17 protein-coding genes and 1 pseudogene are annotated in these 15521 nt (G+C 39.8%); 16 read left to right on the top strand and 2 right to left on the bottom strand.

What is annotated here, in order from left to right; genetic code table 11:
* The first annotated feature begins 71 nt into the window (after window positions 1-71).
* The 11 genes and pseudogenes from QP775_RS21135 (at window position 72) to QP775_RS21085 (ending at window position 10224) form a co-directional block, all read left to right on the top strand.
* A complete protein-coding gene (locus QP775_RS21135) occupies window positions 72-641 on the top strand; it encodes an SF0329 family protein (RefSeq protein ID WP_285108850.1) in 570 nt (189 codons plus the stop codon).
* 446 nt (window positions 642-1087) lie between these two features.
* Window positions 1088-3088, top strand: a complete 2001-nt coding sequence (locus QP775_RS21130; protein ID WP_285108849.1) for a CAP domain-containing protein — start codon at window positions 1088-1090, stop codon at window positions 3086-3088.
* A 243-nt stretch (window positions 3089-3331) separates the two neighbouring features.
* A complete protein-coding gene (locus tag QP775_RS21125; RefSeq protein ID WP_285108848.1) occupies window positions 3332-4018 on the top strand; it encodes a hypothetical protein in 687 nt (228 codons plus the stop codon).
* A 28-nt stretch (window positions 4019-4046) separates the two neighbouring features.
* Entirely contained in the window at window positions 4047-4274 is a 228-nt protein-coding gene (locus tag QP775_RS25795) for a recombinase zinc beta ribbon domain-containing protein (protein WP_350338992.1), read from the top strand.
* A 188-nt stretch (window positions 4275-4462) separates the two neighbouring features.
* Window positions 4463-5251 carry a sensor domain-containing protein gene (locus tag QP775_RS21120; protein WP_285108847.1) on the top strand — a complete coding sequence of 263 codons (789 nt, stop codon included), beginning with the start codon at window positions 4463-4465 and terminating at the stop codon, window positions 5249-5251.
* Window positions 5252-5648: 397 nt separating this feature from the next.
* Complete coding sequence (locus tag QP775_RS21115) at window positions 5649-6167, top strand: HNH endonuclease (protein WP_285108846.1); 519 nt, start codon at window positions 5649-5651, stop codon at window positions 6165-6167.
* A gap of 78 nt (window positions 6168-6245) precedes the next feature.
* Window positions 6246-7310 carry a hypothetical protein gene (locus QP775_RS21110; RefSeq protein ID WP_285108845.1) on the top strand — a complete coding sequence of 355 codons (1065 nt, stop codon included), beginning with the start codon at window positions 6246-6248 and terminating at the stop codon, window positions 7308-7310.
* Between the two features lie 4 nt (window positions 7311-7314).
* Window positions 7315-7597 (top strand): annotated as a pseudogene (locus QP775_RS21105) (SF0329 family protein); the annotation flags it as partial.
* Window positions 7598-7705: 108 nt separating this feature from the next.
* A complete protein-coding gene (locus QP775_RS21100; protein ID WP_285108844.1) occupies window positions 7706-8407 on the top strand; it encodes a CPCC family cysteine-rich protein in 702 nt (233 codons plus the stop codon).
* A 284-nt stretch (window positions 8408-8691) separates the two neighbouring features.
* A complete protein-coding gene (locus QP775_RS21090) occupies window positions 8692-10020 on the top strand; it encodes a DUF4261 domain-containing protein (protein WP_350338991.1) in 1329 nt (442 codons plus the stop codon).
* Between the two features lie 57 nt (window positions 10021-10077).
* Entirely contained in the window at window positions 10078-10224 is a 147-nt protein-coding gene (locus QP775_RS21085; protein ID WP_285108843.1) for a hypothetical protein, read from the top strand.
* 311 nt (window positions 10225-10535) lie between these two features.
* On the opposite strand, the gene QP775_RS21080 is transcribed toward QP775_RS21085, so the two are convergent.
* Window positions 10536-10844: a DUF4180 domain-containing protein gene (locus QP775_RS21080; RefSeq protein ID WP_285108842.1), complete on the bottom strand. Its 309-nt coding sequence runs from the start codon at window positions 10842-10844 to the stop codon at window positions 10536-10538.
* A gap of 304 nt (window positions 10845-11148) precedes the next feature.
* On the opposite strand from QP775_RS21080, the gene QP775_RS21075 reads away from it, so the two are divergent.
* Window positions 11149-11946 (top strand): sugar phosphate isomerase/epimerase family protein, encoded by a 798-nt coding sequence (locus QP775_RS21075; protein ID WP_285108841.1) that lies wholly within the window; start codon window positions 11149-11151, stop codon window positions 11944-11946.
* Window positions 11947-11997: 51 nt separating this feature from the next.
* Here QP775_RS21075 and QP775_RS21070 read toward each other — a convergent pair whose 3' ends face one another.
* Window positions 11998-12936 carry a helix-turn-helix transcriptional regulator gene (locus QP775_RS21070; protein WP_285108840.1) on the bottom strand — a complete coding sequence of 313 codons (939 nt, stop codon included), beginning with the start codon at window positions 12934-12936 and terminating at the stop codon, window positions 11998-12000.
* 88 nt (window positions 12937-13024) lie between these two features.
* On the opposite strand from QP775_RS21070, the gene QP775_RS21065 reads away from it, so the two are divergent.
* From QP775_RS21065 to QP775_RS21050, 4 genes are all read left to right on the top strand, one after another.
* Complete coding sequence (locus QP775_RS21065; protein ID WP_285108839.1) at window positions 13025-13474, top strand: VOC family protein; 450 nt, start codon at window positions 13025-13027, stop codon at window positions 13472-13474.
* A gap of 198 nt (window positions 13475-13672) precedes the next feature.
* On the top strand, window positions 13673-13879 hold the full coding sequence (locus tag QP775_RS21060) for a hypothetical protein (protein WP_285108838.1): 207 nt from the start codon (window positions 13673-13675) through the stop codon (window positions 13877-13879).
* Between the two features lie 289 nt (window positions 13880-14168).
* Window positions 14169-14750 (top strand): DUF4256 domain-containing protein, encoded by a 582-nt coding sequence (locus tag QP775_RS21055; RefSeq protein ID WP_285108837.1) that lies wholly within the window; start codon window positions 14169-14171, stop codon window positions 14748-14750.
* Window positions 14750-15514: a helix-turn-helix domain-containing protein gene (locus tag QP775_RS21050; RefSeq protein WP_285108836.1), complete on the top strand. Its 765-nt coding sequence runs from the start codon at window positions 14750-14752 to the stop codon at window positions 15512-15514. The genes QP775_RS21055 and QP775_RS21050 overlap by 1 nt, the downstream gene beginning before the upstream one ends.
* Window positions 15515-15521: the final 7 nt, after the last annotated feature.

Raw genomic sequence — 15521 nt, 5'->3', positions numbered from 1 at the left:
AATTATTCTTACAGACTCAAGGGAGTAGGTCTATTTATCAGGTGCAAAAAATATAGAACAAGGAGTCGTACATGAGCTGGAGCAAATTGAAACAAAATCTGGAGAGTTTTCTATGTCCTGCGTTACATGGAAGGGTCGAATATCGTGCAACGGGTTACTGTTATTCACCTGATAAAGCAGGTATTTGTTATATTTCGGTAGATAAAAAGAACGTATTTAATATGAGTGATAAAACTAGCTTAATCAAATGGTATCAAACGGAGCTGGAAATTAAGAATGATTCAAATATCCAAATTCCGATCAGCAATGAAGAAATTGAAGCAATTAGAAAAGATACCAAGGGAACAGTGCCGGAGGATCGGCTAAAAGTCATTGCAAGAAATAGGAAAATTACAGAGTATGCAAAAGAGCTTTTGTTGGCACAATCCTCATTAAGTAAATCAAATTTTACCGTTGTGGCTAATCATTTTTTAACTACTTCTATAGAGGAAAGCATAGAGAGCGATGATATCTTATTGAATATTCTGGCTTTGGTGGACAGACGAGTTGGAAAAAAGCGAATTTTAAATATGGCTGAGAAGATGAAGTTAAAGCATCCCATTGTGCAGTTTTTTTATGAACTACGGCGTAGTACGTTGTGACAATAAATATGTCGTGTCAGGGTTGTTCTCACTGAACACTCGCCACATGTAGAGGTAACTCCATTGAAAGCTATATATATCCGTTTGGCTTGGTGATGCACTAGGGCAAAAAGTGGCGAACATTCGAATTGGCAAATTCACGGGGGGACAATTCAACACCTTTTTAAGCGGTCTTATAATCGTGTTGATCGCAATCAACACCTTGCTTGATTAAGCTAGCCTTTCAACCATGCATAAAAAAGCGACAACCATTATATTACAATACAATAGCATCATAGCTATAGAGTTGTTGTTAAAAATAGAAGGCAGCATATGAAGAGTCTTGGAGATCTTTCCAAGGTTCTTTATTTATACGGGTATTTTGACTTATATAAAAAGGAATTGGTATCGTTCTGTCGAACTATTACATGGTTTTATAAATTTCTACAAGGGGACGATTATGCATCATGTTTACAAACACAAATTGGAATAGCGAATTAAACCATAGGCGATTCCGCATGAACTTTGCGCACCTTGGGCTTCTTGCACTATTTCTTGCGCTAGTCTTTTACTTTATTTTTATGCCGCTTAATAAGGCAGTCGCAAGCGCTGACTCAACAGCTTACGCGCAGGATCAATTAGATGCCCTTGAGATGCTGAATGAGGTTCGCCTAAGCGTTGGCCTGCCGCCGTTAAAGCTTAATAAAGAAATAACCCAAGCAGCCATCAATCATGCAAAATATTATAATTTGCACGGTCGCGGAAAGAAGGTTACCTTAAGTGCCCATCAAGAAAAAATGGGACTGGAAGGGTTTACGGGGACTGGACCTTTTGAACGAATGAAAGCCGCAGGCTGGAATTATGGAACTTCATACCGAACGGGTGAAGTCATGCATTTTGGACAGAAGAGCAGCAAGATGGCCATGCAAGGCTGGCTGGATACCGCCTATCATCGTGACATTATTTTAGGTTCTGCCTATAACGAGATCGGTATCGCGCTTGTTGATGGAACAGCTGTTGTTAATCTAGGCGGTTCATACCAGTCCTCCGTGCAAAGTAACCGTATCTTTGTTTATCCTTATCAAGGGATGACCAATGTGCCAGTAGGATTCTACGGGAATGAAGTGCCGAATCCATTGGATCAGTTCAATGTCGAGCATTCAGGCTATATTATTTCTGCGTCAGTCTCTGGCAAGCTGGATTGGCATGAAACAAGCATCACGGACGAGAAGGGAAATAACGTTCCTTTTTATGAAGAAGTCTCGAGGGAGCGTACCCTGTTCCTTTATCCGAAGTCCATATTGCAGGGTTATCATACATATCGTGTCAATCTGGCATACCGTACCGCTAGCTCATCCGAGACGCAGCATCTATCCTGGTCCTTCAAGACCGGCAAGGGCCATCAGTTAGTGGGCATATCAGGAGCTGCGAAAGAGATTCTGATTAATGAAGGCGAAGAGGCCTCTATTCGGATTACAGGACGATATGACGATAATGTCACGGAACCCCTAACAAACCAAGTACGTTATGTCAGCAGTAATGCAGTAGGGCTAAAGCTCTTGTCCCCTGCTACCTTCAAGGGAATAAAGGCGGGTAATTATTACGTTACGGCTCATGTGGGGAATCTGTCCTCTGAACGAATTCAGGTCAAGGTTCTACCACGTTTAAAGACGAAGACTTATCCGCCACTGAATGCAAGCAAGCCTGCAAGCACGGTAACAGAAGCTGAATTCTGGACGATGTTCCTACAGCAGTATCAAATCCATATTGAGGCTTACTCACCAGCAAAAAAGAAACATGCCGCTGATGCTGCCTACCGGATTGCTGAGATGCGAAACATCCCGCTGATTGGATTGGCTAGCATTCCATCTAGAGATAAGCCGATTACGAGAGGGAAAGTTGCAGAAATTATAGCTGCGGCTGACGGCGTCCATTACGTCAATTACAATGCCATCTGGTATGTGCTTGGTATGAATTATATGAAAGGGACTATGGATTCAACGCTCAATGGCTTTGAGCCAGACCGTACAATGACTCGCGGCGAGGCTGTTCAATTGCTTACAGAACTGAAGCCCAAGCTGAGGTCATTGCGCGCAAGACCAGCCAGTCGGACACCTGTTGAATACCTGCCTCCTTTACCTGAACGAGAAGTCTACAAAAAACCTGAAGTGATCAAAGATTATACGTTCATTGCCACCTATCATCCTGATCGTACCTTAACGGTTGAAGGTAAATTCACCATTCTTGCTGGCCAACAGACGACGATGATGGTACAGACGGGTGGGAAGAAGTCAAATCAAATTGAAGATGTAACGGTATCCGTTGATCGTGAAGGCAACTTCAAAGTCACATCTGGCCCGTACACAGAAGACTCCTTAAACCTATACTTGAAGACACCTGGAACTCTGTATTGGATCTCTGTCGAAGCCAATGCGATGAATGCCAACGAATATACACCCAAGCCATAATGCTAATAGTGGTTTCGTATGCACCTTTTTAGGGTGAATATATCTCGAATGTAATAAAACGAACTCCTTGTACTTTAGAAAAGGTGCAGGGGGTTCGTTTTTTTGCCACTCGCAGCATAACGAGTCAAGATCTCGACCGTTTTTCATAATGTTTAACTCATGTTGCAGCTTCTTTTTTGTTTTATTGAAGGTACTGGAAGTTTAGTCTGGATATGAAATAAGTTTGAAGAATTGGAGGGTACAATGGAAATAGCTAATAAGTTGAATCAGACTAGAATTGCGAACGAATCAACTACAAAACAAAAAGTCTTTTCAATCGTATATGCAATTATTGTCGGAGTTATTTTGGGTTTAGCAGCAAAAATTGTGGATAGTCCTGATTTTAACCCCATATTCACTAATATAGGTGATCGTGTTGGTATATGGATATTTGTTGCAGCACTTTTATCGGTTTTCAGTTATTCTCCCAAATTAGCGGCATTAAAAATATTCGTCTTTTTTGGGTCGATGCTTACCGTTTATTATGTGTATACAACGTTTGTGCTGCATTTTTTCCCGGAAAGGGAAATTATTTTTTGGAGCATATGCGCGGCTGTATCACCTGTTTGTGCTTATATTATGTGGTATGCGCGTGGAAGCGGATTGTTTTCCATTATTGTTTCGGCCCTCCCAATCACAGCATTGCTGTTAGAAGGGTTTGAATTACGCAATGCTTACTTACCCGTTCACACTCATTACTATTTAATACCATGGCTCATGGGAATATATCTAGTAATGATAGTTGTTTTGTTACTTACAATCCCGAAAAACAAAAAGAGAGTTTTGGTTATTCTACCGATAGCTATTATTTTATCTTTCATCATGATATATTTTAATGTCTTTGCCCGTCTATTTCCTGGAATGAAAAGTATTTTGCAAAGCGTGATTTGATAGCATTACTATAGTTTTAAGCGATAGTATGTTCAGAATGGACCGCCTAATTATAGGGCGGTTGGCTGGATGCTGTGATCAAACTTGGCAATGGTACGGAGGCGCTGCATTGATGCAGCGCCTTTACTGTGCGGATTGCTCAAAAAGCTTATGGTATGTTCACTATCGTGAAGGTTACGTTTGTGGAAATTACTACAGGTATGTTAAGCATGTATGCAGCCAACATAGCGTCCAGGAAAACAAACTTCTTAATTAGTTTGAGCCTAAACTTATATAGTGATACTGAAAGGGATGTCTCTCTAGCTTTATCTTGAGCTAGATAGATCCTAGTCTAAAGGCTAGGCTCAGGCACTTCCTAAGACGGTTATGGCTGGCGAGTAAGGCCGTTATACTGGATTTATAACATAGAGCGTGAACTTATAAATCCAAAGGAAGTGTGTGAATATGAAGGCAACTGAAGCGGCTGCCGCAACGCCGGCAGGCAAAGTGAATTGGGTGCTTTTTAATCCAAAAACCTATGCAACGATCCTCTATTTTTTGCTATCTCTCCCGTTAGGGATAATCTATTTTACAATAGCGGTGACGGGTCTTGCTCTATCGATCGCTTTAACTCCACTATTTATCGGAATACCGCTGTTTTTTGGAGTAGTTAAAATTTTGAATGGGATTGTAAATTTCGAACAAGGCATGATTCGACAAATTCTAGGTTTACCGACTGCCCCTATTTCATATCCCTACAATCATCAACAGTCTGTAGCTGGGCAAAACTGGTTTATGCGAATGGTGAGAGGTTTTGACAGTGGGCTGTTCATTCGAAATCTGCTGCTCGTAATACAGAGATTTGTAACAGGCATTATCTTCTTTGTTATTATGGTAACAGTGTTGTCAGTAGGACTTGGACTTATTGCTCTTCCAGTCGTGCATATCATTTTGATGAATGAAATCCAGATTGATATTTTGGAGAATAGCTTGTTCAATTATTTTCATATCGATTGGACCTATAATCAGCAATATATGCTGTACGTAGGCGTTGGCATTGTACTATTTTGGACCGCACTTCGCGTCGTGAATGGGCTTATGCAAGTTCAGCGCAGAATCATGTATGTGGATGAGCCTTATCAAAAAATGCAGCCGCCAGTACCAATGCAAGATCCAGTTCAGTCGCAATATTATGAGCGCCCGGTGGATCAGCCCACCCAAGGGCTAATACATCCAGCCTTTAGAGAGCTTTAGAAGCTCTCTTTTTTGTTAGTGCTAACATAGCTCAGAATAAACGTATTTTGCGGATGTATTCTCAACTGTTGCGCTCCTTCGTAATTGGTGGATGCAGACACATAGGGTTAAACCTACCGTAAAATTTATCGTGCTCGACCGGGCAAGAATAGTAACCTTTATATGGAAAATCTAGAGTTGGTCATATTAAATAGTTCGAAAATGGGATGCGATAAGTATTATAACCACAATATTATTGTATTTAGAAAGCGCTTAATATTTGATATCCTATATTAGGAAGTCTGTATTGGTTTTTCGTATGCTTTTACCCTACTCAATATCATTCTATGAGGGGCAATGAGTAAGATAGCAATGCCACATATATGACGCACAATTTAGACTAAGAAGGAGCATGAATATGGAAAATCAAAATATTAAAACTTCAAAAAAGGCGATTGTGGATTATTGGTTTTCAATTGTAGATGAGTGTGGATTAAGTGTAGATGCATCCGAAGCGCATGAAAGATGTTGGAGATGTGGGTACAAACAGTCGTTAGAAAGATGTCATATTATTCCTAATTCTTTAGGTGGTGAAGATAAGGCTTCTAATCTTGTTCTACTATGTCACAGATGTCATTTGGAGAATCCCAACATTGCAAATAAGGATATTATGTGGGATTGGCTTCGTGCATATGGTACAACATTTTACGACACATTTTGGTTAAAACAAGGGATGAAAGAATATGAATTTATATACGGAAAATCTTTGGAAGAAGAGTTTACAGAGAGAAAGATAACTGATGCTAGTAAGTTAAATAAAATTGTCGGAGAACAGATGGAAAAAACAACATTTCATTTTGGACATCCTTATCTAAATTCTGCAACATTGGCGGGTGTATTTAGAATCTCATTGAGAAAGTATGACGAAGCTAATTAAATTGTTCACGGACCGAGGTAGCTAGAGCAAAATGGGCAGTAAAATAAGGGGTAGGTAAATTGAAGGGAGGTAATTTATGTGATTCTGTTTGAGACTTGTCACCAAAACGCATATAATTATGTACTTCATCATTTTTTAAAGATAGAAATATTTAATGAAGAGACAGATATTGGAGATATAATTGAAGAAATTCTCCCAAAGTATTTATACAGAGAACAATATCATAAATGTGTGAAAACAATTGAAGAACTATACTACTGGACTGGAGACACATTTTATCATCAAATGAATGCGATTCATGAATTTGTTTTGTATAGATTCATTGATTATATGGCAGATTTGCAAAAAGAATTGCCGAAGTTTAATCAAATTTATTTTGATGAAAGATGTCATTTATTAATTAAGGAAGCTAGTCTAACAGAATTTAAAGAATGTTGTGAATTGACCATAGAAGAATATGAGAGTTGCTTTTACGATGTCTTTGTTTATCCAGACTATTTGTTTACAGATACAGACTTTTTGTTTATTGATTCTTTATATAATAATCGTAAACTTAGAAATACAATCATAGAAGAAAGATTAGGTATTAACATAGACTACTATTTTGAATTGCTCCCCCTTGATATTCAAGAGCAATATAAAACAAAGCATATCACACTTACCGGTGAAGTTTCTTCGATGCTGAAATATATTGAAGAAAGAATAAAGCACGGAAATTTATACAAATTATTTTGGGAGAACGATATTCCAGTAAAAGAAGAACGCATACAGCTAATTCTAGAAAATATAATGGACGCTTACTTTTATAATCAAGAAGTAGAAATCACTAGAGAAGCTGTGCTAGGGAATGGAAGAGTTGACTTTAAGTTATATAAAAATATTAACGAAGATGAGAAGGTTCTAGTAGAAATAAAGAGAGCAAGCAGTTCTTATTTAAAAAAAGGATATGAAAAGCAATTAACGGATTATATGCTATCGACCAAATACAAGAATGCTTTTTATTTAATTGCTTGTTTTACGGATGATGAGTACGATAAAAGTATGCGATTCATTAGAGAACATGTTTATACGGATACAGTACAATTGTACATAAATATATCCATATTAGACGTTAGAAAACGTAAGCCTGCTTCGCTTTCGTAGGAAAGGAACAGTTCCAGAGGATCGACTAATCGTAGAAAAATAACAGAGTATGTAAAAGAGCTTTTGTTGGCACAACCTCATTAAGTAAATCAAATTTTGTCGTTACAGCTAATAAGTTTTTACCCACTTCTATAGAGGAAAGCATAGAGAGCGATGATATCTTATTAAATATTCTGGCTTTGGTGGACAGACGAGTTGGAAAACAGCGAATATTAAATATGACTGAGAAGATAAAGTTAAAGCATCCCATTGTGCATTATTTTTATGAACTAGGGCGTAGTACGTAATCATAAATTACGTATTCACCTATATCAGGGGAAGCTTTTTGAAAAAAGAGTTCATGATGAAAAGAGACAAGTAATCATTGATATCTAAAAAAGAAAGGTAAGTGGCAAATGAATCGGCATCATTGTCCCTGTTGCGGTTATCCCACACTAGAAGAAAGACGAGGTTGGGAGATTTGTTGTTTATGTAATTGGGAAGATGATGGACAAGATGACCCCCACGCAGATAAAGTTAGGGGCGGTCCAAATCAAGACTATTCACTTACAGAGGCTCGGGAGAACTTTAAAAAGCACTACATCATGTATAGAGATAGACAAAGGGTTTTAAAACAAACGGATAAAGAAATTCAAACAAAGAAAAGCTTAATACATGCATTTGAAAAACTTAGAATAGCAAATAATGAATCTACTCCACAAATATGGCAGGAGATCGACTCCTTCGAAAAGACACTAGATAACATGGTTCACGAGCGAGTGGAGCGATACAGCAACAACATAGAGAAAAATCAAGAGATCATAAACCTAATCAATTCGGATGACCCTGCTACAAAAGTAAAAGGCTTAATTTCCCTAGCGTTACATGCGGACGATGGAGAGTTTGTACAAGAACTGATGGTTCGATATAGTCAGCACAGAAACGAAAATATAAGAGGAATAGCCATTCTATGTTTTGGGCATATTGCAAGAATACACAGATCCGTTAATAAGGAACTGATTATTCCTCTTATCCATCATGCATTGAAAGATGAGAGTTCGTTTGTTAGAGGGCATGCTCATTCAGCCTTAGATGATATAAATATGTTTTGCAAGTAATCACGCTTCAGAGATTATCTCTGAGGCGTTTTTTATGGTGGAGTGGGTAATGCGTGATTGTCACGATAGATACGTTGAGGAGGTTTCTGCTTGATTCCGGAATTGAAAGGGCATTGGAAGAACTTAATAAGCGTGAGTGTAATGAAGGTAATGACACCGATGACTCTTGTGATAAAGGAGAGTTTTTATCAATTGTTGGTTTCCTATTAGCGAAGTAAGGAGGTTTTCCGATATAAAACTAGAAAAGTATCTAAGATGCTTTTGGAAGCATAGGAGGTAGTGTTATGGAAAGAGACCTGTTGGAACAGCTAAACCTCTGGCATGAAGAGGATGAATTTGAAAAAATAGTAGGCAGGATTGCGGAAATTCCCGAACAGGACAGAGACTATGATATAGTTAGCCATTTGGCGAGAGTATTAAACAATCTGGAACGTTACGATGAAGCATTACAGCAACTTTCGACGATCAAAACGCAAGGTGAGCATGACTCACTTTGGCATTTTCGTGTGGGTTATGCCTACTACTACCTATCGCAATATGAGGATGCAGTAACAGCATTCGAAATGGCGAATAAACTTGATCCCGATGATGAAGATACTTCGTTGTTATTGAAATGGAGTCGTCACGAGGTTGGACTAACAGACCATCAAGAGAAATCAGGGACAGTGCAGCCAAACGCAATTGCTTCGGTGAAGAATGATATTGAGGCGAATGAGATGCTTGAACAGGAAAAGGACTTTGGTTTTTCCCAGGTGTACGCTGTGGAGTTAAAATACAAGCAGCCGCCGAAGCTGGACCGAAACATGCTTTACGAGAAGATGGAACTTTACACGGGTAAGGTTGATCGCGGAGAACATCATCCGGATGCCGCGGGACTTGCTGTGTGGGAAGCGAACAGTCAGGAAGATCAGAATTTGCTGCATTTTTTCCATTTGAATTATATGGTTGAATATACTAAAGGCGAAATGCCGGCGCAAACCAGCCTGATGGATACAGAAAGCCGCCCGGTTACGGACTACGAGTCGGCCATTCAGCAGTCCTGGCATTGGCGGGAAGCCGCTCAAGTCGTGAGTGATTGCGAGCACTCGCTGCTGTTGATCGACATGATGGCATCGGGACTCGATCCCAAATCGCGGCTGCAGCTGTTCACCGGCTCGCTGCGGGCGGTGCTGGAAACGGTGCCTTGCGACGCCATCTATTTCCGGGAAAGCGATAAGCTCGTCGAACCTAACGCTTACCTGGCGGCGATTGAAGGAGGCGAACTGTTATATGGTGCTCTGAACCTTCGTTTTTATAATGTTGAAGGCACAGGCAGCGGCCGCCCTGAAGGTCTGATGGATTCATTGGGACTCGCCGCGCTTGGCATTCCGGATGTTCAGTGTCATTATTACGATCTGGAGCCTGATGAAGTAGCCGGAAATTTGCTTAATATCGCCTATTATTTATTCGACCGCGGGGACGTTATTGTCGACGGGGAAACAATTGGCTTCACTGAAGAGATGCGCTGGCGCTGCGAGCACCAATACGGGCTGGCCGCACCGCATCGGGTTGTTATCGATATAGATCCGGGAGAACCTTATTATGCCGGCAGTCAAGGCGCAGAGCAGTCGTAACCAGTAGTTACCTATCCGCGATGGTGCCTATGTTGCATAAAGTTCGTATCTTCAGTCTTGGTAGGAAATATCCAAGGAGCTTATACGAAGCTTCTGGAGGAGCCGTACATCGCTGCTGAGAAAAAGGAAGAGGAGCGGATCATGACAGCTGTGGAGCTGTGTGTGGCCTTTGGCGACGGTGGTGTTCCTGTTCACTGGCTTTGACTATCATCGATGGGACGTCAACTGGACTTTATTTTCAATTTCCGGAATCTTGTACGGCATGTTCAGCAATGTTTACCATACCCTGAATCGCAAAAATGTCTCCTCATAGTGTTTTCCTTGTTCCTAGGACGACACTATGGAGTGTGTAGTATTGATGTCAAAGGTAGCTGAATAATAGGGCATAAAATGACCATAAACAAAGGGTTTCCAGACATTGTGCTCCGCTCTCGATGTTAGGCCAGAGGACTAATGTCGGGAAACCCTTAATTGTCTTGTGTGCGGCATAGTTTATAAATTTTTGAATCATTATATTACCGGCTAATTAGGGTTTTAAGCTTGAAGAGGTCTTCTGATAAGGTTGCATAGTGTATCATAAGCGCATTTGCCTCGTGTTCCCAGCATAAGGCTATTAGATCAAGTGCATCATTCTCTGTACTTAAAGGTTCAGTTGTAGAAATCAGTTCAATATATTTTTTATTATCTATTTCTCTAACGTGATAGTTCAGGTTGTCTTTTTCCTCCATAACTTGCTTTTTAAACAACTTCAGACGGGTTTCACGGACCCAATTAATTTCATTTTGATAGGTTGAAATTATGTTTTCTGAAATCATTTCCCACATATTAAGCTCTCCCTAGCGCTTCTATTAGTTGAATGAAGATGAGTATTTAGCTAAAGTCAGTTACAGAGTTTTTTGTGACACAGTTATTTGGGAGGATGTATTAAATAAGAGATTGTTTCTTCCTCAGCGAGAAGAGGCTCTTATTGATACAACAATACAAACGTGCAAAGAACTTGAGAAACCTGTGCGGCTCTCTTTTGGAAAGGTGATTAAGTATATTATATTTTTTTGTATAATTTTGTTAGGATGAAGTCTATGACTTATATAAAAGCTATGATGGAAAAATCAGGAAAGGAAGTGGCTTATGATTACCATTTATGATTGGTTTGGCAATGAATTGCCCAATAAGGAACGTTATAAGTTAATAAAAGAAGCTGGATTTGATGGCGTGTTATTATGGTGGAGTGATGGTTTTGGTCGTGACTGCTTTGGTCGGAACGATTACCGCAACGGGCCGCAAATGGCGCGAGAAGCGGGTCTTTTTATAGAAAATATCCACACACCCGTCCAATACGAAAACAACCTCTGGCTTGACAATCTGGACGGTGAAATTACAACGGATTGCTATTTGCAATGTGTTGCAGATTGCGCCGAATTTGAGATTCCGACAATGGTGGTGCACCTGCCCAACGAAGACAATCCATGTAACACATTGGGACTGGATAGAATCAAGAGAATCACTGAAAAAGCTGAACAGCTTGGTGTCAATGTGGCAATGGAGAATTTATGGAACCTTTCCAATTTGGCATATGTGCTGGAGCAGGTGGATTCCCTGCGTATCGGATTCTGTTATGACTCTGGACATCACTACAGCCACTATCCAGACCATGATTTATTATCCATGTACGGTTCTCGGCTGATGGCACTACATTTACATGATAATAACGGAAGATATGCCCAACACGGGTTACCCTTTGACGGCACGATCGATTGGTCTACAACCATGAAAAAAATTGCGGAAACGGATTATTCAGGCGCGACTGCAATAGAGGCCATGAATTGGGATTATGAGGATATATCAGCTAATGAGTTTTTACATAAAGCGTTTGAGCGTGCAAAAAGGTTGGAAGCATTAAAACGGTGCGCACAGACAAGTAGTTAAGAGGGATGGCGGAAATAGCAAGGAGGGGCGTAGCCCCCTCCTTTTTGCTGATTATATTTTTCGATAGTGATTTAAGAGATTCTCTACTTTATCTTGGATAATGTGCTTTAATGATTCAGGCTTTACGGATACAACATAATTACCGTATCTCATAAAATAATTAGCTATAAACTCTTCTTCTCCTTGATTATAGAACCCTTTAATAACGGTTCTATTGCCATTTTCTATTTTCATAGAAGGATAATGTTCTTTATAATAAAGATCCTTTGCTTGTTCTGCAATCTCTACTTCAAAGTTAATCCCCTTCTCAGATTGATACATTTCTAATGAGCGACTGACGAGTTCGTCTATAGAAAAGTGAGATTTGATGTCCTCTTCTTCTATAAAGGTTATTCTATCGCATCTGAAAACTCTATATTTATTTGTATTTAACTCTATTCCTGCAGCATACCATTGACCAAACTTAGCGGAAATTTTGAAAAATTGAACATGGTAACTTGTTGTCTGATTATTTTTTACATATTGAATCTTACAATGGCTCTCATTAAGAATGCTTTTTAGAATGTTATCTAAATAACGACTAACATGTTGATGCTGATATACTTCAAACTGTAGGACTTTTTTCATTTTGTGAATCTGCTCTATTTGTTGTTTAGAAAGACAGTGTTCAAACTTTTCATTTAGCTTCGTAACACTTAAATGAAATGGTGTTGATTGATAAGATTGTAACGTTAACATGGCAAAGTACAGAGCATACACTTCATCAATCGTAAAATTAATGGGGGATAACAATCTATTTTTTAAGATGCCATATCGCCCATGTCTGCCATGTTCCGAAAAAATAGGCATGCCTAACTGTTCTAATGAACTAATATCACGTAGAGCGGTACTTTTAGAAATATTGTATTTATCCATTAGGTCATGTAAATTAAAGAACTCTCGACTGTTTAAGTATCTTATCATGTCATTTAATCTTTCTGATTTCTTCATATGGAAACCTCCTTATAAAGTTGTCATGTTTTGATACCTTTATATATTATGATGAGTTCAAGGTCATACATCAAAGGAGATTAATACCATGAGTACAACACTAGAAGTCGCCATTTTCTTATCTATGAACGGAAGAGCACAAGAAGCTATACATTTTTACAAACACCATTTTAGAGCAGAGGAATTGTTGCTTGTTACCTATCAAGACATGGCAAGGCGTGACAGTTCCATACAGCTTACGGATGAAAATAAAAATTATATTTCTCACTCCGTCTTATCCATCGGAAGAACAAAAGTAATGATAGCGGAAGATACAATGGATACCAGTGAAGAATATAAAGTTGGCAATAACACTTCATTATGTATTCAAAGTGCTGACTTAGCAGAAATTCAACATTTTTATAATAGCTTAATTACAGATGATAGAGTGAAAATCATTGTTCCTTTATCCAATAATGTGTTTAGTAAAGCATACGGTATTATTGAAGACCCATTCGGTATTCAAATACAATTAATGTTTGATCATAGATTACAATGATGGACAAACACTGCTAATAGGAATAAGACAGGGGGCTAATAGTAGCCCCCTCTTTTTGCTTTTATATAAGCGACATCATAATCTAGATGCTATAGTGATTACAAAAGCTATCCATTCGCACAGTACCAATAGGTCATCGGCATACACGCTTAATTGAAATACAACATTCACATTTATGCATAGGAGATTGAGTTATGAATGCGAAAGAAGTCAGACCAAATATCGAACAGATCAGAAACTCCAGAGGAAAGTTTATTAACAAGGGCTATAGATTTGGACGACCTCGAAGAGGCGGAGAAGCTTTTTGATATCCTTGAAAATCAAGCTGAAACTGACCCACAGATATTATATTATAGAGCAAAAGAATTAAAGAAATATGATAGGGCTATTTCTTACGCAATTTGATAGTTGGCAATACACAGGATTAGGCAGATCCATGAGTGAATCCTGGTTTGATATTTGTCTTGGGTTTTTAAAATAAGGAACAAAAAAGCATTGATAAAATGCTAAAAAAACGCTGAGATGGCACTCGAATCGGGGACCAACCCAACTGCATGTTTGATCGGTTCCCCTATGAGAATGGATTAGTTGGCATCATGGATTCGAATAAGGTTTTTTCTGTATTAAAGAGAACTAGTGGGAAAAGATGAAAATGAAGGTGTTAGAACGAACCTATTTGAAGGGAGAAACAAACATGACAAAGGGAAACGACATTAGCAATAAGACGGAATTGTCACCAGAACAACACGAGGGACTCCTCAAAGCTTTGAAAGCCCGTTTCGAGAAAAACATGAACCGCCATGAAGGGCAGGAATGGGCTAACGTGCAAGCAAGGCTCGAAGCAAATACGGAGAAACTGTGGTCGCTTCATGAAATGGAAAGAACCGGCGGCGAGCCCGATGTTGTTGGGTATGACCATAAGACGGGCGAATACATATTTTATGATTGTGTGGCCGAAAGTCCTAAAGGCCGCAGAAGCGTGTGCTACGACCGTGCAGCGCTGGAGTCAAGGAAAGAGCATAAACCGCAAAACAATGCGGTTGATATGGCAGCCGACATGGGCATTGAGCTTTTAACGGAGGAACAATACCGGGAACTGCAGCAGCTTGGAAATTTCGATCTGAAAACATCAAGCTGGGTGGTAACGCCTTCCAATATTAGAAATCTTGGCGGGGCCATCTTTTGCGATCGTCGCTATGACACGGTCTTTGTGTACCACAATGGAGCAGAATCCTACTATGCTGCAAGGGGCTTCCGCGGCTCGTTAAAAGTCTGATGATGATCTTGTATGGGGCGGAGCATCACTTGCTGGTGATATCCAATACTATTAATGCGGATGAACATCAGCATTCTTTTTTACAGGTGACCATCTCTTTGGAGGACGAATTTGACATTGATGTAGAGGGACAAAGCTTGAGTTGCGCCGGCATCATTATCCATTCCAATGTGGTTCATCGGCTAAAAGGAGCGGGGCACCCTTTGATGCTTCTTCTGATGGACAGCACCTCTGAGATAGCGGCAAGCTTTAAGCGATATATAGAGGGTCGGAATTATCATGTATTTCCGCCGGGGATGATGAAGGCTGTTCGCGAATTTGTGTCAAAAAAGTATCCTGGCGTTAAGGATACGGACAGCTATCTTTCTTTTCTGGGACAACTTATGAAGCTAATGGGCGTGGATCATGTAAATACAGCTATTGTTGATTCGAGAATAAGAGAGGTTATACAGCTTATAAAAGATTGCACCGACTCCGAGCACTCCGTAAGTCTATACGCCAGGCAAATGGGTTTGTCCAACAGCAGATTGTCGCATCTCTTTAAAGAGAATACAGGCATATCGCTTAGCGGATACATGCTGTTACACAAGCTGCAGAAGGCAACTTATTTTATGTTTAAAGGGCTCAGCATTACGGATGCGGCTATGGCGGCGGGATTTGACAGTCCGTCGCATTTAGCCGCCACCAGTAAGCGGCTCCTGGGAATGACGGCGAAGGATATTCGCAAAGATAGCGTCTTTTTAAAAGTTTCCTGCCTGCATTAACCGTACA

Source organism: Paenibacillus sp. UMB4589-SE434, assembly GCF_030226685.1.
GTDB lineage: Bacteria > Bacillota > Bacilli > Paenibacillales > Paenibacillaceae > Paenibacillus_B.
Note: the sequence above shows the minus strand (reverse complement) of the source record. Positions and strands in the feature narration are given on the sequence as shown.